16 protein-coding genes and 2 pseudogenes are annotated in these 17620 nt (G+C 65.7%); 9 read left to right on the top strand and 9 right to left on the bottom strand.

Translation table 11 applies throughout. The features are described from left to right. The first annotated feature begins 404 nt into the window (after positions 1–404). Together FJQ54_RS10760 and FJQ54_RS10765 are read left to right on the top strand one after the other, a co-directional pair. The gene (locus tag FJQ54_RS10760; RefSeq protein ID WP_140928415.1) at positions 405–1514 is read left to right on the top strand and encodes a Fic family protein; all 1110 of its coding nucleotides are present in this window, start codon (positions 405–407) and stop codon (positions 1512–1514) included. Between the two features lie 43 nt (positions 1515–1557). Continuing rightward, positions 1558–1797: pseudogene (locus tag FJQ54_RS10765) on the top strand (hypothetical protein); the annotation flags it as partial. Here FJQ54_RS10765 and FJQ54_RS10770 read toward each other — a convergent pair. The 7 genes from FJQ54_RS10770 to FJQ54_RS10800 all read right to left on the bottom strand — a co-directional run bounded on the left by FJQ54_RS10770 (position 1760) and on the right by FJQ54_RS10800 (position 9355). Further along, the gene (locus FJQ54_RS10770; protein WP_140928416.1) at positions 1760–2353 is read right to left on the bottom strand and encodes a DUF1254 domain-containing protein; all 594 of its coding nucleotides are present in this window, start codon (positions 2351–2353) and stop codon (positions 1760–1762) included. The pseudogene FJQ54_RS10765 and the gene FJQ54_RS10770 overlap by 38 nt on opposite strands. After that, on the bottom strand, positions 2350–2943 hold the full coding sequence (locus tag FJQ54_RS10775) for a DUF1214 domain-containing protein (protein ID WP_181160101.1): 594 nt from the start codon (positions 2941–2943) through the stop codon (positions 2350–2352). The genes FJQ54_RS10770 and FJQ54_RS10775 overlap by 4 nt, the downstream gene beginning before the upstream one ends. 2 nt (positions 2944–2945) lie before the next feature. After that, positions 2946–3971, bottom strand: a complete 1026-nt coding sequence (locus tag FJQ54_RS10780) for an alpha/beta hydrolase family esterase (RefSeq protein ID WP_140928418.1) — start codon at positions 3969–3971, stop codon at positions 2946–2948. Between the two features lie 11 nt (positions 3972–3982). Then, complete coding sequence (locus FJQ54_RS10785; protein WP_140928419.1) at positions 3983–6337, bottom strand: TonB-dependent receptor; 2355 nt, start codon at positions 6335–6337, stop codon at positions 3983–3985. Between the two features lie 97 nt (positions 6338–6434). Next, entirely contained in the window at positions 6435–7166 is a 732-nt protein-coding gene (locus tag FJQ54_RS10790; RefSeq protein ID WP_207790408.1) for a GntR family transcriptional regulator, read from the bottom strand. A gap of 45 nt (positions 7167–7211) precedes the next feature. Next, on the bottom strand, positions 7212–8087 hold the full coding sequence (locus tag FJQ54_RS10795; RefSeq protein ID WP_140928421.1) for an SDR family NAD(P)-dependent oxidoreductase: 876 nt from the start codon (positions 8085–8087) through the stop codon (positions 7212–7214). A 2-nt stretch (positions 8088–8089) separates the two neighbouring features. Further along, on the bottom strand, positions 8090–9355 hold the full coding sequence (locus FJQ54_RS10800; RefSeq protein ID WP_140928422.1) for a thiolase family protein: 1266 nt from the start codon (positions 9353–9355) through the stop codon (positions 8090–8092). A 121-nt stretch (positions 9356–9476) separates the two neighbouring features. Between FJQ54_RS10800 and FJQ54_RS10805 the strand changes: the two genes are divergently transcribed. Then, positions 9477–10970, top strand: coding sequence for a class I adenylate-forming enzyme family protein (locus FJQ54_RS10805; RefSeq protein ID WP_181160102.1), 1494 nt, complete (start codon positions 9477–9479; stop codon positions 10968–10970). Further along, complete coding sequence (locus tag FJQ54_RS10810) at positions 10960–11907, top strand: hypothetical protein (protein ID WP_140928424.1); 948 nt, start codon at positions 10960–10962, stop codon at positions 11905–11907. The genes FJQ54_RS10805 and FJQ54_RS10810 overlap by 11 nt, the downstream gene beginning before the upstream one ends. Here FJQ54_RS10810 and FJQ54_RS10815 read toward each other — a convergent pair. Next, positions 11853–12926, bottom strand: coding sequence for an SMP-30/gluconolactonase/LRE family protein (locus FJQ54_RS10815; protein WP_140928425.1), 1074 nt, complete (start codon positions 12924–12926; stop codon positions 11853–11855). The genes FJQ54_RS10810 and FJQ54_RS10815 overlap by 55 nt on opposite strands. Positions 12927–13051: 125 nt before the next feature. On the opposite strand from FJQ54_RS10815, the gene FJQ54_RS10820 reads away from it, so the two are divergent. The 3 genes and pseudogenes from FJQ54_RS10820 to FJQ54_RS10825 all read left to right on the top strand — a co-directional run. Further along, positions 13052–13657 carry a TetR/AcrR family transcriptional regulator gene (locus FJQ54_RS10820; protein WP_140928426.1) on the top strand — a complete coding sequence of 202 codons (606 nt, stop codon included), beginning with the start codon at positions 13052–13054 and terminating at the stop codon, positions 13655–13657. Positions 13658–13752: 95 nt separating this feature from the next. Continuing rightward, positions 13753–13902 carry a hypothetical protein gene (locus FJQ54_RS17505; protein WP_181160103.1) on the top strand — a complete coding sequence of 50 codons (150 nt, stop codon included), beginning with the start codon at positions 13753–13755 and terminating at the stop codon, positions 13900–13902. Between the two features lie 33 nt (positions 13903–13935). After that, positions 13936–14091: pseudogene (locus FJQ54_RS10825) on the top strand (MobA/MobL family protein); the annotation flags it as partial. 337 nt (positions 14092–14428) lie between these two features. On the opposite strand, the gene FJQ54_RS10830 reads toward FJQ54_RS10825, so the two are convergent. After that, positions 14429–15316, bottom strand: coding sequence for an alpha/beta hydrolase (locus FJQ54_RS10830; RefSeq protein WP_140928427.1), 888 nt, complete (start codon positions 15314–15316; stop codon positions 14429–14431). Positions 15317–15520: 204 nt separating this feature from the next. Between FJQ54_RS10830 and FJQ54_RS10835 the strand changes: the two genes are divergently transcribed. Both FJQ54_RS10835 and FJQ54_RS10840 read left to right on the top strand, forming a co-directional pair. After that, on the top strand, positions 15521–16552 hold the full coding sequence (locus FJQ54_RS10835) for a DUF1611 domain-containing protein (RefSeq protein ID WP_140928428.1): 1032 nt from the start codon (positions 15521–15523) through the stop codon (positions 16550–16552). Continuing rightward, positions 16549–17574 (top strand): dipeptide epimerase, encoded by a 1026-nt coding sequence (locus FJQ54_RS10840; protein WP_140928429.1) that lies wholly within the window; start codon positions 16549–16551, stop codon positions 17572–17574. The genes FJQ54_RS10835 and FJQ54_RS10840 overlap by 4 nt, the downstream gene beginning before the upstream one ends. Positions 17575–17620 lie beyond the last annotated feature (46 nt).

Below are 17620 nucleotides of genomic sequence, written 5' to 3' on the forward strand. Positions count from 1 at the left end.
GGGCACCAAGCCGTCCCAAAGCCCGCCTTTCCCAGACGACGGCCCTGCCGAATCTGGCTAACCTATTGAAAAATGGTGAACGCGCCAGGGCTCGAACCTGGGACCCGCTGATTCTGAGGCGTATTGCTTCACGTCTGGTCACGCAAGTTCGGGCGCCCGGGACCCCTTTGATACCCCAGCGGAAGACGGTCATTTTTCTGGGCATCAGAGTGAAGAAGGATTCTTCCGCGAGCAGCACAGGCTCGAGCGGTTAGCAATGTCGTATCGCAGCGGGTGATCGAAGTCAGGATAAATCCCGCTCGCTCGGGCAGGCTTCTCTCGTGAAGACCGATGATCGATAGAAAGGTGTTTTATAAATCAATTATCGGGCATATCATGATCGATAGAAAGGTGACTAATCGATCATGCGTTGGAACTGGCAAAGGCCGGAATGGCCAGATTTCCAATATGACGCCACCCGTTTGCGCCCGGCAGAAGCTTCGTTTCTCAAGGGTGCTGGCATCGTCGTCGGAACCCTGCATCATCTCGACGGGGATACCCGGCGAGCCTTCACCATCGAGATCATTTCACAGGAAACGGTCGATACTTCCGCGATTGAAGGTGAAGTGCTCGACCGCGCCAGTGTGCAATCGTCCGTTGCCAAACAATTCGGCCTTGCTACCCCGCAGCGTCGCGCCAATGCGGCAGAGACCGGAGCCGTTGAGCTTATGGTCGATCTGTACCGGAGTTACGCGCAACCGCTGACGGATCGCCAGTTATTCGATTGGCACAGGATGCTGATGCATGGTCGAAGGGACATCAAGGACATCGGGGCATATCGCACCCATGCCTATCCGATGCAGATCGTGTCCGGTCCGCTCCATGCGCCGAACGTCCATTATGAAGCGCCCCCGTCAAATCAGGTGCCTGATGAAATGCGGGCGTTTGTCCAATGGTTCAACGATAGCGCACCGAACGGGCCTATGCCGCTTGCCGCGATTACACGGGCGGCAATCGCGCACCTATGGTTTGAATCGATCCATCCGTTCGAGGACGGCAACGGACGTATCGGCCGTGCAATCGCTGAAAAGGCGCTCGCACAGGCGCTGGATGCGCCGACGCTGACGGCGCTTGCCGAGGCCATCCATCGTCACCGCAAAGCCCATTACGCCGAGCTTCACCGCGCGAGTGAGACCAGCGAGATCGACGCATGGTTGGGCTGGTTCGCGGACATTGTGCTTGAAGCGCAGGCGCGAACGATCACGCGCATCCGTTTCCTCATCGAGAAAACCCGCACGTTCGACCGGCTCAACGGCAAGATCAATGCGAGGCAGGAGAAGGCGCTCCTGCGCATGTTCGCTGAGGGGCCAGATGGCTTCGACGGCGGACTCAGCGCCCACAACTATCAGGCGATCACCGATGCATCATCGGCCACGACGACCCGCGATCTTGCCGAGCTGGTCGACCTCAAGGCGCTCAAACGCACCGGCGAACGGCGTTACGCCCGATATTATCTCAATGTAGACATCGAATAGGAAACTTGCGGCATCATTCGATTTCGAGAGACGCAAAACGCCAGAAGCCGAACGCATCGACGAAAGTTTGATCGGCGCTTGACCGCGTGAGGACCGCAAGCAACGTGCAATGTTCGAGAAGCTGAAGGAGGCCTATGGGAAGGCCCGCTACTCAAAGCATTACCGCATCAGCGAAGAGGAACTGATCTGCTCGGAACGGCTCGCGGAACTGGAAAATGCTGCTCGCGCGGCTGGCCAGCGATGGATCATTGGCCCCCTGTGGAAGGGCCGTTCTTCGGCATAATTTGCTGTCCTGCATTCAGCGGCTCGCATTTCTCCTCGCCGCGCGCCGCGTCTGCGGCTGCGAAGCGCTCGTCCGTGGGGGCCAGCCTGCGGATCAGGGCGACGCCGCGTACGCTGGGGCTTTCCACCGTTGCGAACGGCTTCAATCCGGCGGGCACCGCCTGCCCCTTGCTGTGCAGGATCACCTCCGCACCTTCGCGCGGCATCTGCCGGTCGTTCAGCGTGTAATAATTGTCTGTCGCGGCATCGAACAGCGAAAGCGACATATAATCGGACCATGGCTTCACCACTATGCGCACCGGCCCTTTCGAAAGGTCATAAACGCAGGAGGAATAAGCGAGATCGGGGGACGGGCGCACGATCACGCGGGTCTTTTCCGTCATTGGCGGGGCGTGGAGCCACTGGTTGGTGGCGGTGTCGTCGCGCGACAGCCGCTTGATCGCGCCCGACATCACGATGCGCGGATAGGCGAACACGGCGGCCAGATGCACCGCCACGGCCGTCAGCGCGAAAAGGCCGACCCATCTCCACCAGCTTTTTTTCGCGGCCGTGCTCATGCCTTCTCTCCTTCGCAGCTGACGCGTTCGATCACCGGAAGCCTGACGTTGCGCATGTCCGATGCCGCCTTCTCGCTGGGGTTGTAGAGCCGGACGGACAGGGAAAAGGCGTCGGCGTTGCGGGAGCTGATCCAGTCTTCTGCGCCATCCTGTGTGGGGGCGATCCGCGCCGACCAGCTGCCGTCTGGCGCGGTTTGGATCGAGGTGGCGTCGATGGAGGGGTGATTGTCGCCGTTCTGCGCCAGGAAATTGTCCGGCGCATAAAGGGTGACGGCCCACCAGCGCGCGGGCAGCGCGCCGCCGCTGATGCGATAGGTGCAGCGGCCGTCATAGGGGCGGCCCGCGCTGTCTTTCATGGTGGTGAAATAGATGGTCTCGTTGCGGTTCAGCCCCAGCAGGCCGATCCGCGCCACCAGCGCCCGCGTATAGGGGTCCGCCTCCGTGGAGCCGACGGCGCTGCTGCCAAACCACTGGCCGTTGTCCACGCGGCCGATCATGGCGCCGTTGCGGATCATCAGCAGCGCCGATCCCACGCCGACGACGATGCCCAGCACCACCGCGCTGGCTCGAAAAAGGATGCGCCTTGCCATTGTCATTTCTCCGTTGCGGGCTGCGTCAGCATCCCGTGTCGCGTGAAGAAGCTCCAGATCACCGCCGCGCCGTCGATGTCGCGGCTGACGGGGCCGATCAGGCGGGCGGCCATCTTCGCCCGGGGGCCATCCGCTGGCATGGGCATGCCGGGCAGCGCATGGCCGCCACCCTCCACCACGAACCGCGTCACCTCCGTGCCCGGCTTGCAGCCCGCGAACTGCTCCTGCCGCACGCGGGTGCCATCTGCCGGGTTGGCGTCTGGCAGGCGGGTGACGGCGGGCTTTGCCGTGCAGCCGTTGAAGCGTGCCCACCAGTTGAGCGTTTCGTCTGACGATATCACAGAGCCGCGGTCACCGGGTGCCATCGCCGCCACCCGTCCGCCTGCGAACGGCATCAGCGGGTCGGCATCGCCGTTGATCATCAGGATCGGCATCGGCCGCGATGGCTTGCAGCTCTGCGTCATGCCGACCGCGAAGTTGGCGATGAAGGGCGCAACGGCGGCAAAGGTGCCGGCGGCTTCGCAGGCCAGTCGCAGCGTCATCATCCCGCCGTTCGAACCGCCTGTCACATAGACCCGCGCGGGATCGGCGATGCCTTCCGCAACGAGCGCCGCGACAAGGGCGGTGAGGAAGCCGACATCATCGACGACCCCGCCCTGCCGTTCGGTGAGATACGCGCCGCTGCGGCCGTCCGCCCAACCCTCGCCGCGCCCGTCGGGATGCACCGTCACCACGCCATCGCGGGCGGCCAGTTTCTGGAAGCCCAGCCGGAAGGTCGTCGCGCCGTCCGCCGTGCCGCCGCCGTGCAGCACCAGCAGCAGCGGCGCAGGGTGGGCCACGCCGGGCGGCCGCACCAGCGTGTAGCTGCGTTCCAACCCGTCGTGCCGGATCGTCCGGCGCTCGGCACCGGCCGGTGCCTGCGCCTGAGGCCGGACCTCAGGCTGCGGGGGAGGAGACTGGGCACCGGCCGGGCCGGCTGCCAGCGCAACCGGCACCAGCAGCAGGGAAAATACGGACTTCAGGTTCATCGGCTGGTCCCTCAGAAGCTCAGCGTCGTGCGCAGCATCCAGGTCCTCGGCTGGTTGGATTGCGTGCCGAAGGTCTGGTTCAGCGGGCTGATATTGTAGTAGCTGTTGTTCAGCACATTCTTGCCGATCAGCACCACGGACCAGCCAGCCGCGCGCAGCCCCAGATTGGTGTCCACCAGCACGACATCGTCGTATGGGATGGTGTTGCCGGGGTCTTCATAGCCACCAAGTTCGGCGCGGACGGAGCCGTTTGCGAACAGCCGCAGGCCATCCGCCACCTCGTGCGAGTAACCCAGCGTGGCGCTTCCCGTCAGGTCCCGCAGCCGCCCCAGCCGCTTGCCCTTCAGATCGCGGGTGGACAGCGTGGTGGCGGGGTTGCTGTTGCTGTTCTGATAGACATAGCCTTCCTTATACTCGCCGCCCGCCAATGCGCCGTTGAAGGCATAGAGGATGCGCCCACGCGAGCCGGCGGCCAGCGTGCCGCTCCACTCGGCCTCGATGCCATACTGCACCGAGTTGCCCGCATTGCGCACCGCGCCCACGTTGCGGACGGAGTTGGCCGCGCAGCCCGGCCGGGCCACGGTGCCGCAGCCGACGAACACCGAATAGTTGACGAAGGTGTCGGATTTCCAATTGTGGTAGGCGCTCACCTCGAAGCGACCCAGCCCCTCGATGCGCCCTTTCACGCCCGCCTCGACCGAGGTGACATATTCCGGCTCGAACACCGGCGGCAGGGCGACATCGGAAACGCCGTCGCCCGGCTCGCCCGGATCGTTGTTGAAGCCGCCGCCGCGATAGCCGGTGGCGAGGCGGGCGAAGATGGAACCGCTATCCGTGAAGTAAGAGACGGAGACGCCCGGCGTGAACACGCGGAAGGTGCGTTCACGGTCGATGGTTAGCGTCACCTGCTCGTTCACCGGGGTCGCCGGATTGTCGAGCCGACGGACTTCCACGCTGTCGAAGCGCTTGCGGTCGATCGTGTAGCGGAAATCGCCGGACAGTTCGAAGCGGTCGGCGATCGGCCATGTCAGCGCGCCATAGGCCGCCCACGACAGGTCGTCGATCTCGGAATTGACCCGACGATAGACGGCGCGCGCCGTCGCCTGTGCAACCGGCAGGGTGCAGACGCCGCCCAGGCATCCCGGCGGCAAAGTGGTGGGAACGATGGGAATCAGCGCGGTGGCGAAGTCGCTGTCCACCTTGTTATATTCGCCGCCGATCACCCAGCGCAGTCCGTCGCCGGTCGATTGCAGGCGAAGGTCCTGCACGAAGCGCTCGAAGGTTTCCGAACCGGTGCCGGTGGCCGTCAGCGCCCGCTGCACGGCGGTGCTGGCGTTGAAATCGGCGTCTGTCAGGCTGGTGGCGTCGCGGCGGCGATAGCCGGTCATGGAAATCAGCTCCACGCCGCCAAACTGCCATTTCGAGTTCAGCATGGTGGAGAAGGTGTTGCGCGTCAGCCTCGGGTCGAGATCGAGCGCCTTCTCGAAACGGTCCACATAGAAGCCCGTCGGCCCGGGATTGTTGATCGGCGGATCGTTCACCGGCAGCGTATATTCGAACACCTGCGGCGCGGGCGCATCCTCCGCGCCATATTCCACCAGCCCGCTCAGCGACCAGTTCGGCGTCGGATCGTAAACCGCGCTCAGCCGCGCGCCTCCGGAGCTGGAATAATCCAGCTTGTTGCCGGTGACGGTGGAACGATACCAGCCGCCCTGCTGCAGATTGTAGAAGCCGCCGAGGCGCAGGCCCAGTTCGCCGATCTTCACATTGGTGATGCCTTCCACGCCGATCCGGTCCTGAGAACCGACATCGAAGCGCAGCCGCCCCTGCGGGCCTTCGCCGGGCCGCGCCGAAATGATGTTGATCGCGCCGCCGATGGCGTTGCGGCCGAAGTAGGAGCCCTGCGGCCCGCGCAGCACTTCCACGCGGCTAACATCGAAGAAGTCCAGCCCCACGAAGTTCCGCCCGCCCACATTGCCGCCGGCGATGAACATGCCGTCGCGATAGAGGCCCGCGCCGGGTTCGATGTTGTTCTGGCGGGTCGCGCCTTCGCCGCGAATGATCATTTCGTCGTTCATGCCGGTGCCGTTGTCCAGAACCTGCACGCCGGGGATCAGGTGGGAGAGGTCCTTGCCGGTCTCCACTCCACGATCCTCCAGCGTTTCAGAACGGATCACGTCGCCGGCAGACGGCAGCCGCTCAAGGCTCTCCGTCCGCCTGCGCCCTGTAACGATGATGTCTTCTACATCTGCGCCAGCCGTTGCGCCCCCGGTGGCCGGTGCGGCCTGATCGGCGGCGATCGCCGGCGTTGCAGTCATGGCAGCGACGATGGCCGAAGCGGCCACGCCCACGCGGAATCCGGTCATATATCCTCCTCGCAGGCGCTCTCCCGACGCCTTCCGCAAGGATGATTATCCGCAATATGTCGTCACAACAAGTATAAAGTGTAGACACTTTTAAAGATTAGGATCGGCGCTTCCGCTTGCCCCGGAAATCCGTCGGAGCCGGTTTCGGCATCAGGGCCGCCAGTTCGACGCCCCGCCGCACACCATCCTCATGAACCCGGCGCGCCGCCCTGAAACTCTCCTCAGGGTGGCCTGCGACGATCAGTTCCACCAGCGTCCCGAAGGCGCGCGCCTCGATTGCCCGCATGTCCTGCGTGGCGAAGCTCAAATGGCCATAAACGATGCCCGCGCCGAAGGTCATTTCCCGCTGCATCTCGGCCAGCCGTTCGGAGCCGCAGGCGCGCAGCACGGTTTCGGCCAGATCGAAAGTCCCCTGCTGGAAGCGGCGCGGCGAGCAGGCGGGATCGGCCGCCATCTCCGTCAGCCGCTTCGCATGGCGGCCAAGATCGGCGGCCACCTCTGCGGTGATTCGGCGCGCTGCCCGCTCGCACGAAAGCGCGAACAGCAGGCCGCGAATCTCCAGCAGTTCCTGAATCTCGTCGTCGCCGGGCGCGATCACGAACGCGCCCTTGCGCGGCAGGATGCGCACCAGATTGAGCGATTCCAGCAGCCGCAGCGCCTCGCGCACCGGCCCGCGCGACACGCCGAAACGCTCGGCGATCTCGATCGTGCCCAGATGATGGCCGGGCGGATAGGCACCGGACTGGATGTCGCGCCGGATCACGTCGGCGATCTCCGGTGGGGATTTCGCCGATCCTGCCACTGGCTGGTCTGCGCGTTCGGCGGGCATGGGGGATCCAGTCATCTCTGTGCCGGGTTCAGCGGCTCTGCTCCTTCAGGAGCCGAAGCCGAGGATTTTTGCAACGGCTTCGGGCGCGGAATCGAAGCCGCGCTCCGCGCCGCCGGATGCCGCTTCGGCTATGGCGCGCATTGCCGACTCGGGCGTCGGTTCCGCCACCCGCACCCCGTCATTCTCCACGATCCGCGCGCGCGCCAGATGGTTGCCGCCCACTTCCAGCACCAGCCCGCTGTGGCTGCACGGCTCTGCCACCAGCGCCAGCGCCACTTCCGCCACCCAGTGCAGCCCCATGCGCTGCTGCAGTTCGGGGGGAAAGGCGGCATCGGCCAGCCGGGTGGCGGCCAGCGGCGCGATGCTGTTCACGAGGATGTTGCGGCTGCGCCCTTCCAGCTTCAGCGCGTTCTGCAGGCCGATCAGCCCCAGCTTCGCCGCGTCGTAATTGGCTTGCCCGTGCATGCCATAAAGGCCCGAGGTGGAGGTGGTGAACAGGATGCGCCCATAGCCCTGCGCATAGAGATGCGGCCAGACGGCGTGAGTGATGTGTGCGGCGGCGCGCAGATGCACGTCGATCACCGAATCCAGATCTTCCAGCGTCATGCTGCGGAAGCTGCGGTCGCGCAGGAAGCCGGCGTTGTTGATCAGGATATCGATCCGCCCGAACGCCTCCAGCGCCCGCTCCACCAGCGCCGCGGGCATGCCGGGTGCCGTGATGGAGCCCGGAATGGCAATCGCTTCGCCGGCCTTCGCCCGGATTGCCTGCACGGTTTCCTGTGCGGGGCTGTCCTCGCCTTCATCCAGATCGTTCACCACCACGCGCGCGCCGCGCCAGGCCAGAAGCTCGGCATAGGCGCGGCCAAGCCCCCGCCCGGCGCCGGTGACGAGGGCGACACGGCCGCCGAACGGCTTCTCCATGGTCAGGCCGCCTCCAGCAGGGTGACAGAGGTGATCGCCTCGTCGAAACCCATCACCCCGCCGCCATTCTGCGCCAGCGCGATCCGTGGGTCCGGCACCTGCCGTGGCCCGGCTTCGCCGCGCAGCTGGCTCGTCAGTTCATGGATCATCGCCAGCCCCGTCGCCGCGACAGGGTGCCCGCGCGAGACGAGGCCGCCGCTGGGGTTGATCGGCAGGCGGCCGTGGAGCCCGGTTTCCCCCGCTTCGGCCAGCGGCCCGGCCGCGCCCTTGGCGCACAGGCCCAGCGATTCCGGAATATGGATTTCCCCGAAGGATGTCGCGTCATGCAGTTCCACAACGCCGATATCCCGTGCGGATAGCCCGGCTTGCGCGAAGGCGCGCTGCGCCGCCCGTTCCAGGCAGCCGGGTTCGTCCGGCCGCCGGTAGCTTCCGCCTTCCAGCACGCTGGCGCGGATGCGTACCGCGCGCTCCCGCACGCGCCGGTCCAGCCCGCGCAGCATGTCGGCCGATACCAGCAGCGCGGCGCTCGCCCCGTCGCCGATAGGGGCGCACATGGCGCGCGTCAGCGGGCCGGACACGGGCCGGTCCGCCAGCACCTCGTCCGGCGTCAGTTTGAACCGGTATTGGGCGTTGGGGTTCAGCGCCCCCAGCCCATGCGCCTTGGAAGCCGCCGCCGCCAGCTGCCACGCCGTGCTGCCATGGTGGCGCATGTGCCAGATGGCCTGCATCGCATAGGTGTCCATGAAGGGGCTGCGGCCCGGCCCGATCTCGAACGGCACGCCCAGATCGCGGCCCACCGCCTTGTAATAATCGATCCAGTTCCGAGGCTCCAGCATGTCGGCCCCGGCCATGAAACCACCCAGCGCCTTCGCCTTTGCGGCATCGTCCGCCGGGGCCGGATCGAACAGCTTTTCCAGCCCCATCGCCAGCACGCAACGCGACTGGCCGGAGAGAATATCCTTCCACGCCCCGTTCAGCGCCGTGGAGGACGAGGCGCAGGCGTTTTCCACATTCACAACCGGTGTGCCGATGCGCAGGCGGCCGTCGGCAAACGCGTCCGAGAGCGACACCTGCCCCCGGATGCTGCCCTGTCCCACGGCCCCCATCGCCGAATTGGCGAACCAGATGCTGTCGATCATATTCCCATCGGCAAAGCCCGCATCGGCCAGCACGCCTTCCAGCGCTTCATTAGCGAGTGCCTTGAACGACATATCCGGCCGCTTGCCGAAGGCAGTCATATGGCTTCCGATCAGATAGACTGGCCCCACGCACCTCTCCTCAACCTCAATATAACAAAAAGTGTCTACACATTTGATGGAAATGCCGCCACTATTATTCGTGAAACGCGATCCAACGCTGACAAAAGGGGAGATTCATGGGGAGCCCGGCTTGATCGGTTCAACTTTCAACGCGCTGCCGGAAATTCTGGCCGCGCACGGCCGCCACCGGCCGGAACGTCCGGCGCTGCAGCAGGGCGGCATCTGCTGGACATGGGGCGAGTTCGCCGCGCGCATCGATTCGGTCGCCGCCCTGCTGGCCGAACGCGGCGTGCAGCCCGGCGATCGGGTGGCGCTGCTGTCCGGCAACCGCATGGACGCCTATGCGGTGGCCTTCGGGGCGCTGCGCGCTGGCGCGGTGATCGCGCCGCTGTCGCCCATGCTCTCCCCGCCGCAACTCGCCGCCGTGCTGGCGGATTGCGCGGCGGCGCTGTTGTTCGTCGATCCGCTGCTGCTGCCGTTGGCCGAGGCGGCCGGCGCTGCCGGGATCATCCCGCTGCCGCTGGATCTGCCCACAGCACCCGCCGGATTCACACCGCCACTGTCGGGCGGCACAGACCCGGCGACGCTCATCTATTCTTCCGGCACCACCGGCGAGCCGAAGGGCATCCTGCACGATCATCGCGCGCGTATGGATCAGGCGGCTGGTCTGGCCGCCGAATTCCGCATTGATGATCGCGCGCGCACCCTGCTGGCAACACCGCTGCACACCAACGGCACCTGGATGATGGCGCTGCCCACGCTCGCCTCGGGCGGGTGCTGTCTGCTGATGGAGCGCTTCACGCCCGATGCCGCGGCCGCGCTGCTGGCCGATGAAGCTGCCACGCACATGTTCGCGGTGCCCACCATGCTGCAGGCGATGCTGCAACCGCTGGGTGCCGCAACAGCCGGGTTCCCCGCGATGGAAATGGTCGTCAGCGCCGGGTCCGCCCTCTCTCTGGCGCTGAAAGCGCGGCTGTCGCCGCTGCTGGGCGGAAAACTCGCCGAACTGTATGGGCTGACCGAAGGCGTTGCCACCATCCTGAAGCCGCACGACATGGCAACCCATGCCGACAGCGTCGGCCGCCCCGGCTGCGGGGTGGAGATCGAGATCGTCGGCGAAGATGGCCAACTGCTGCCGCCGGGCGAAACCGGCGAGATCGTCGGCCGCTCCGCCGGGCTGATGCGGGGCTATTATGGCCGACCGGAGGCGACGCAGGCGATCCTCTGGCACGATGCGCGCGGGCGGGCCTTCCTGCGCACCGGTGACATGGGTCATTTCGATTCCACAGGTTTCCTGCACATCGTCGACCGCAAGAAAGACATGATCATTTCCGGCGGCCTCAATATCTTCAGCGCCGATCTCGAAGAGGTGGTGCGCGGCCATGCAAGCGTGGCGGAAGTGGCGGTGATCGGCCTAGCCGATGCGAAATGGGGGGAAACCCCCGTCGCCGTGGTGGTGCCCGCCAGGGCGGAGGCTTCGGCGGAGGCGATTGCCGCTTTCGCCAATGCCACCCTTGCAAAGCATCAGCGGTTGTCGCGGGTGATTCTGCGCGCCGAACCGCTGCCGCGCAACCTGCTGGGCAAGGTGCTGAAACGGCAATTGCGGGAGGAATATGGTGGCTGAAACGATCCTGTTGCCGCGCCGCACGCTGCTGGGCGGGGCCGCCGCGCTGCTCGCAAGCCCGGCGCTGGCGATTCCGCGCAACCGCGACCCGCTGGATGGCGTATCGGCCGCCAGCGAATCGGTGCAGATGAGCCTTGCCAGTCTGGATGGATCGCACCAGCTGGTGGCGCGGCTGTGCCGCTATCCCGGCGCGAACCGGGCTTGGCTGTGGGTGCAACTACTCACGCCCGATGGCTTCTTCGCCTGCTACGATCATCATCTGCCCACCGGGCCGGAAAAGACCCGGCTGGAGGCGAAGGATGTGCTCTATGCCGTGGGCGGAATGACGGCACGGCGCACGGGCGAGCGGCTGAAGCCGACATCCTGCCACGCCGACGTGCGCGCGCGTCTCGCCGCAACCGGCGCTCCGCGCGAGGGCGAGGGGCATATCCCCTTCCACGCGAAGCTCAGCCTGAACCCCACGCGCCGCTATGCCGGCCTGCTTCCGGGGCGCAGCGAATTGTTCGGGCTGGGCGAGATGGATATCGAGCTGAACGGCCGCCGCTTCCGGGGGCCTGCCACCGGCCAGTTCCACGAACAGCCGCAGGAAACCCCGCGCTTCAACCAGCCCTATTCCTACGCCAGCCTGTGGGGACCAGACAGCAGCATCACCGCCATCGCCGGGGCGTCCGGCGGGGGCGGCTATCGCGCGACCGACAGCGGCTCCACGGATTTCCGCGGCGCGCGCTTCACCGAAACCGGCGACAGTCGCACCCTGACACTGGGCGCGCCGGGCGCTTCGCTGGAGGTAACGGCCGAGGTGCGCGCGCGCCAGCAGATCCCCATCTTCTCCGGCCTGTGGCGCGGCCAGTTCGTCGAGGCGAAGGCGGGGGGCGAAACGCTTTACGGCGTGTTCGTGGATTTCGACATGCCGAGCGCCCCCGCCGCGCAGACATAGCTGCGCCCGAACACGCTGCCCAGAAACACACGCCCCGAAGGCAGCATGGAGGCCACCGGCACGGCGGGAGCCTCCACGCCGTCGCTGACCACAAGCGTGGTGACGGCCCCGGTTTCCGGCGAAATCCGCGCGAGAGACCAAGGCGACACGGCGCTCTTGCCCGCCGCATGCTGCGCGAATTCCCGCAGCCGGTCGTGACGCGCCAGCAGCAGGTTGCCGTCCGCCTGCCGGGTGAGATTGTCAGGCCCCTCGCCGCTGTCGAGCGTCTGCGCCAGATGCACCCGGCCCGATCCGATATCGCCCTGCAACAGCAGCACCTGCCCCTTGATAGAATCGCTGACGGCAAGCGTCTCCGCGCCGCTCCGCTCCACGGAGTTGGCGAAGGCAAAGCCGCCCAGAACCTCGCGCGTCGCCTGCCCGTCGTGGAACAGCAGCGATCCATCGCCCCGCTTCAGCAGATAGGTCAGCAGTTCCCGCGCCGCACCATGGGCGGCACGGCTTTCGTTGGTGGCGTAAAAGGCATAGGCGGAAACCGGCAGCACATCGTTCAGGCGCTGGAATCCGGGCAGGGAGACAGAGCGCCTGTGCAGCAGCCGCCCGCCCGACCATTGGAAAACCTCCACCGTGGACGACGCACCATCCCAGCCGTCGGGATGGTTCACCGCCATCACCCACAGCCCGTCCGCCGTTTCCACCGTCCCGATTCCATGCGGGTGGAAACGCGCCGGAACCCCGCCGGTCAGGTCGTCGCTGAGCGCCACGCCAGCCGCGCCGTCGGTCAGCAGCCGCAGCGATCCCCGCCCCCCGCCCCGTCGATCATCGAAGGAGACGATCAGCCCGCCCGGCGCGGCGGCTGCATCTTCCCCGCCGCTGAAGTCCGGCGATCCGTCGCCAAGCGGCTGGCAGGCAGCGAGGTTTGCGGCCGGGCCGGAAGGCGGCTGCGCGGAACAGCCCGCCAGCAGCGCCAACAGCAGGGCAGGCCCCACCCTTCGAACCAGCGGCGCATGTAGATAAGGCATCGCTCCGCCCCTTCTCATATCGATACTTTCCCGTATCATGAGATATCCAATCGCACAGATCAACCAGCCGGCGTTGACCGGCGGCGGGAAAGATCGGAGAGCTTGGCTTTTCGAAGGAGCCGAATGTGAAGAGCCCGGCGAAGACGCGCCCGCAGCCAAGGCAGCTTGCCCGCGCCCGCCGCCGGGACCGCATCCTGCGAGTGGCGGCGGAGATGCTCGTGAAGGGCGGCTTGCGCCAGACCACGATGGAGGAAATCGCGCGCGGCCTGTCCACTTCGAAGATGGCGCTCTACCGCCATTTCCAGACGAAGGACGAACTGATCGAAGCGGTGCTGCAACGGGTGGTGGATCGCTTCACCACGACGGAGCAACTGGCATGGCCCGGCATGCGCGCCGCCATGCAGCGGGCATTGGCGAGCGCACGGGAAGATCCGGACGCCTTTCTGCTGCTGTTCCGCGTGGCGGCGCACGATCCGGCGCTGTCGCACTATGCCGCCGATGTGCGTCGCCTGCTGGGCGACGTAACGCGCGAACGCCTGATGGCAGGGCGGCATCCGCTCAGCTCGGACCCGGCCCTGCTGGAGGCGCTGGTGGACGGAACGGTCGCCTTTCTGGTGGAGGCGACCGCCTTCCGGATCGAGCAGGGCGACCCGGCCCGCGACAGCGACTGGATTCGCTGGGTCAGCGATGCTGCCTCGCGGATGATCGGACTGCCGACACCCGGAGATTGAGCGGTGATGCCGCCTTGGCGGTATTTGCGCGAGGCCGCGCATGAGTATATCAAATCGATACCAGTCAGTATCAAGACTGTTTGGGGAGAGAGCTCATGAAACAGCATTTCAAGAGAGAATCTGTCCATCCCGCGCGGGCCTTCGCTGCGCCCGCCCTGCTGGCGCTGGGCCTGCTATTGGCCTGTCTGAACGCGCTTCCGGCCCATGCCGGCACCCTGTCGAGTGGCAGCCTGTCGGTCATGTGATGCTGACCGCGGGGCATTGAGCTAGGCGAGAACGGCAAACCCGGGTTCGGCCCGAAAATGCGCGACTGGAATCGCACGGAGCTGCTGCAACTGTGGCGCGAGCACTGGGCAGAGCATGTGAACACCCGGCTGGCCGAGCTCGATATCGATGCACGGATCGATCACCGCAGTCTGGAAGCACAGGGTATCCTGCGCATTCGGGATGCCGGTCAGAAGGAACTGCCGCACCAGGTGCAGGCGTTCCGGAAAGCGGGGCAGGAGCTGGATGCGATCCAGAAGTGCCATGTGGCATTCGCTTTCTGTGTTTGATCGCCAGTGGAAGATTGTCTGCAGGAGGTCGCTTCCACCGTCGCCCAACTTCTGAATTGACGGCAGCCACTGGACGAACAGAATCAGGCTTGGATGTCCGCAAAGCTGGCGGGAATGGAACCAACCACATTCTCTGGAAATACTTCATCAGAGTTCAAGAGACAGACAATCCATCGCACTCCTTTTTTTGATCGGACAAAATGTCGTCAACGGCAAATTATTGCTGATCTGCGAATATGAAGCGGGCGGCCAGCGGAATTGCAGCAAACGGCACCGACAGATGATCCGCTTTGGCGTGGAAATCATATCTGACCTTCAGATTGGTCACTTCACCCAGAATGTCGGCCATCTCTTTCGCGTTGCCAACCATGGCGCCGTCCTGCAGCATCTTTTGCCGTTCCTCTTGCCCCGGTGCCGCCTTGGCATCTGGGCTGAGCCGGGCTTCCCATTCGCCGACGCTGATTAGAAGCCGTTTCGCAGCCGTCGGCGGCGAGCGCAGAAACTGCTGCCGTTCTTCAAGGATCGCGCGATCTGCCCACCAGATCGAAGGGCTTGAAGCGCCATATCCGAAAAAGCTTTCAGGATGGCGGAACAACGTGTGGAGGACAAAAAGCCCGCCCAGCGAATGGCCGAACAGCATTCGGCGCGCGGGGTCGATACGGACGTCCGTCGAAACCTGAGGTAGCAATTCGCGCATCAGGAAGGCGTGGAAGGCGTCCGCCCCGCCACCTGTTGGCTTCGCTGCATCCGGCGATTTCAGCGGAGCAGGCGTATAATCGAAAGTTCTGGCGCTTCCGAACAGCCCACCGCCCGCCTGATCGATGCCGACGACGACGGCCTCCGGCATGCTTGTCCATGCTGGCACGAAAGCCTGTGTCCGAACGGCGGAAACCATGGTTTCGAAATAGGCGTTTCCATCCAGAACGAGGATTAGCGGCCAACCCTGAATCGGCGCTTCTCCGGCGGGGATGTCGATGAAGGCGGTGTAGTTCAGGTCGTTGTGAACGAGGCTGATCCGCCGCCGCAAAGGAAGCGGGGCCGCCGCGGCCAAAGCCGGTGCCTGAAGACCGAGCGCCATGCCCCACAACAATTCCCGACGTCGCATCAGTCCGTCCTGCAGCCTTTGGAGAGCCGATTTGAGACCGACTGCGGCCCTTTGGGCAAGCCTTTGATGACCTGATCCGGCCTTCCCGATCCGATTGCGGCCCGAAGTGCGAAGCCCGTCGTCCGCCCTGCCAAGCCGTCCGACCCTGCCGACCGCATTGTCCGGCAGGAACGAGCACGACCGCGTGATGCAAGGAACCCGAACATGGCCGAATCGAATCAGCCCAGCCGCCACTCGCTGCGACAGCCCTATCTTCTGTTCGTGGGAGATGTGGACCTTCTGGCGGCGGCGAAAACCGCCAGCGGCTTGCTGCAATGGCGGCCTGACGCCTGTGCCGGACAACTGCGCCTGCCGGGCGGTGTCGATCTGGGGCTGCCTGACATGTCGCCTGAAACTGCGGCGGCGGCGGGCGTCGGAACGATGGTGATCGGTGCGGTCAATCCCGGCGGCGTCATTCCGCCCCAATGGATTCCCGCGATCCTTGAGGCTCTGGAAGCAGGGCTGGATGTGGCCGCCGGTTTGCACCAGCGGCTGAACGACATGCCCGAGATTGCACAGACCGCACGGCGTCTGGGCCGGCAACTCCATGATGTTCGCCATGCCGACCGGAGTTTTCCGACCGGCACGGGCGCGCGGCGGCCCGGAAAGCGCGTGCTGACGGTTGGCACGGATTGTGTGGTTGGCAAGAAATATGCGGCGCTCGCCATCGAACAGGCGATGACGGCGCGGGGGCTGTCCGCCGATTTCCGGGCGACGGGGCAGACCGGGGTGCTGATCGCAGGCGGCGGCGTGGCGATCGATGCCGTCGTTTCGGACTTCGTGGCGGGCGCGGCCGAATGGCTGTCTCCGGCGGCGGCCGACGATCATTGGGACGTGATCGAGGGGCAGGGTTCGCTGTTCCATCCGGCCTATGCCGGGGTGACGCTGGGCCTGATGCACGGCAGCCAGCCGGATGCGTTGGTGATCTGCCATGAGCCTGTTCGTGACCGGCTGCTGAGCGTCGACTATCCGGTTCAGCCGCTGGATCGCTTCATCGAGGCCAATCTGGCGATGGCCCGGCTGACCAGCCCCGATGTCGTCGCTGCGGGCATCTGCCTGAATGGCGGCCGGATGAGCGATGTGGAGATCGCGGAGGCGATCCTGCGGGTGGAGGGCGAAACGGGGCTGCCCTGCTGCGATCCCATCCGCCACGGCGCGGGCCGGATCGTGGACAATCTGCTGCGCCTCGTTCCATGAACGCCGATCCGGCGACATCGGCCGCATCGCTGCGCGTGACGGGCTACACGGTCGAGCGCGAATGCTGGGCCTATCGCACGCCGCTGGTGCATGCCCGTGGCACCGATCGAATAGCGGAACTGATCGTCGTGACGTTGCAGGGGGCGCATCAGGCGGGGAGAGGCGAATCCTGCCCGATTCCGCATCATGGGGAATCGGTCGAGGGGGTGCGGGCGCAGGTCAATGCCATCTGCCAGGCGCTGGTGGACGGAGCGGACTGGGGCGAATTGCACGACCGGCTGCCGGCGGGGGCCGCGCGCAATGCGGTGGATTGCGCGATCTGGGATCTGCGGGCGCGAACGGCGGGGGTGCCGGTTTCGACGCTGATGGGCCTGCCCGCGCCGAACCCGGTTTCGACCGTCTATACCATCGGCCTTGCCGCGCCGGACGAGATGGCGCGCGCTGCCGCAGCAGCGGCGGCGCTCCACGATGTGGTGAAGATCAAACTGGGGGATGGTGGGGATGATCTCGCCCGGCTGCGTGCGATCCGTGCCATGGGGCCCGGAACCCGCCTGATCGCCGATGCGAACGAGGGCTGGACGGCTTCGCAACTGGTTTCCGCGCTGCCGGAACTGGCGGCTCTGGGGGTGGAGATGCTGGAGCAGCCGCTGCCCGCCGGCAGGGATCTGGCGCTGGCCTCGATCGATCGCATCATCCCGATCGGGGCCGATGAATCCTGCCATGTCGAAGCCGATCTGCCGGGGCTTGTCGGGCGCTATGACCTTGTGAACATCAAGCTGGACAAGAGCGGGGGGCTGACGGAGGCGATGCGCCTGCAGGCGCGGGCCGAAGCGCTGGGGTTCGCGACGATGGTCGGCTGCATGTGTGGCACGTCGCTGGGGATGGCACCGGCGCTGCTGGTGGCGCAGCGCTGCCGCTATGTCGATCTGGATGCGCCGCTGCTGCTTGGGCTGGATCGCACGCCATCGCTGGGTTGGCAGGGCCAGCGGCTGAGCCCGGTGCGGGCCTTGTGGGGCGGATGAGACGTAATGCGCTGCCGGTTCCAACGCCAGCGCTGATTTGCGAAGC

It is taken from the genome of Sandaracinobacter neustonicus (genome assembly GCF_006385875.1).
GTDB lineage: Bacteria > Pseudomonadota > Alphaproteobacteria > Sphingomonadales > Sphingomonadaceae > Sandaracinobacteroides > Sandaracinobacteroides neustonicus.

What these genes read in the sequence shown, in the direction of transcription:
- FJQ54_RS10810 (WP_140928424.1), top strand. Translation starts at nt 10,960, where the DNA reads ATGGTGGCTGAAACGATCCTGTTGCCGCGCCGCACGCTGCTGGGCGGG.
- FJQ54_RS10835 (WP_140928428.1), top strand. Translation starts at nt 15,521, where the DNA reads ATGGCCGAATCGAATCAGCCCAGCCGCCACTCGCTGCGACAGCCCTAT.
- FJQ54_RS10780 (WP_140928418.1), bottom strand. Translation starts at nt 3,971, where the DNA reads ATGAACCTGAAGTCCGTATTTTCCCTGCTGCTGGTGCCGGTTGCGCTG.
- FJQ54_RS10775 (WP_181160101.1), bottom strand. Translation starts at nt 2,943, where the DNA reads ATGGCAAGGCGCATCCTTTTTCGAGCCAGCGCGGTGGTGCTGGGCATC.
- FJQ54_RS10795 (WP_140928421.1), bottom strand. Translation starts at nt 8,087, where the DNA reads ATGGAGAAGCCGTTCGGCGGCCGTGTCGCCCTCGTCACCGGCGCCGGG.
- FJQ54_RS10840 (WP_140928429.1), top strand. Translation starts at nt 16,549, where the DNA reads ATGAACGCCGATCCGGCGACATCGGCCGCATCGCTGCGCGTGACGGGC.
- FJQ54_RS17505 (WP_181160103.1), top strand. Translation starts at nt 13,753, where the DNA reads ATGAAACAGCATTTCAAGAGAGAATCTGTCCATCCCGCGCGGGCCTTC.
- FJQ54_RS10785 (WP_140928419.1), bottom strand. Translation starts at nt 6,337, where the DNA reads ATGACCGGATTCCGCGTGGGCGTGGCCGCTTCGGCCATCGTCGCTGCC.
- FJQ54_RS10760 (WP_140928415.1), top strand. Translation starts at nt 405, where the DNA reads ATGCGTTGGAACTGGCAAAGGCCGGAATGGCCAGATTTCCAATATGAC.
- FJQ54_RS10770 (WP_140928416.1), bottom strand. Translation starts at nt 2,353, where the DNA reads ATGAGCACGGCCGCGAAAAAAAGCTGGTGGAGATGGGTCGGCCTTTTC.
- FJQ54_RS10790 (WP_207790408.1), bottom strand. Translation starts at nt 7,166, where the DNA reads ATGCCCGCCGAACGCGCAGACCAGCCAGTGGCAGGATCGGCGAAATCC.
- FJQ54_RS10815 (WP_140928425.1), bottom strand. Translation starts at nt 12,926, where the DNA reads ATGCCTTATCTACATGCGCCGCTGGTTCGAAGGGTGGGGCCTGCCCTG.
- FJQ54_RS10830 (WP_140928427.1), bottom strand. Translation starts at nt 15,316, where the DNA reads ATGCGACGTCGGGAATTGTTGTGGGGCATGGCGCTCGGTCTTCAGGCA.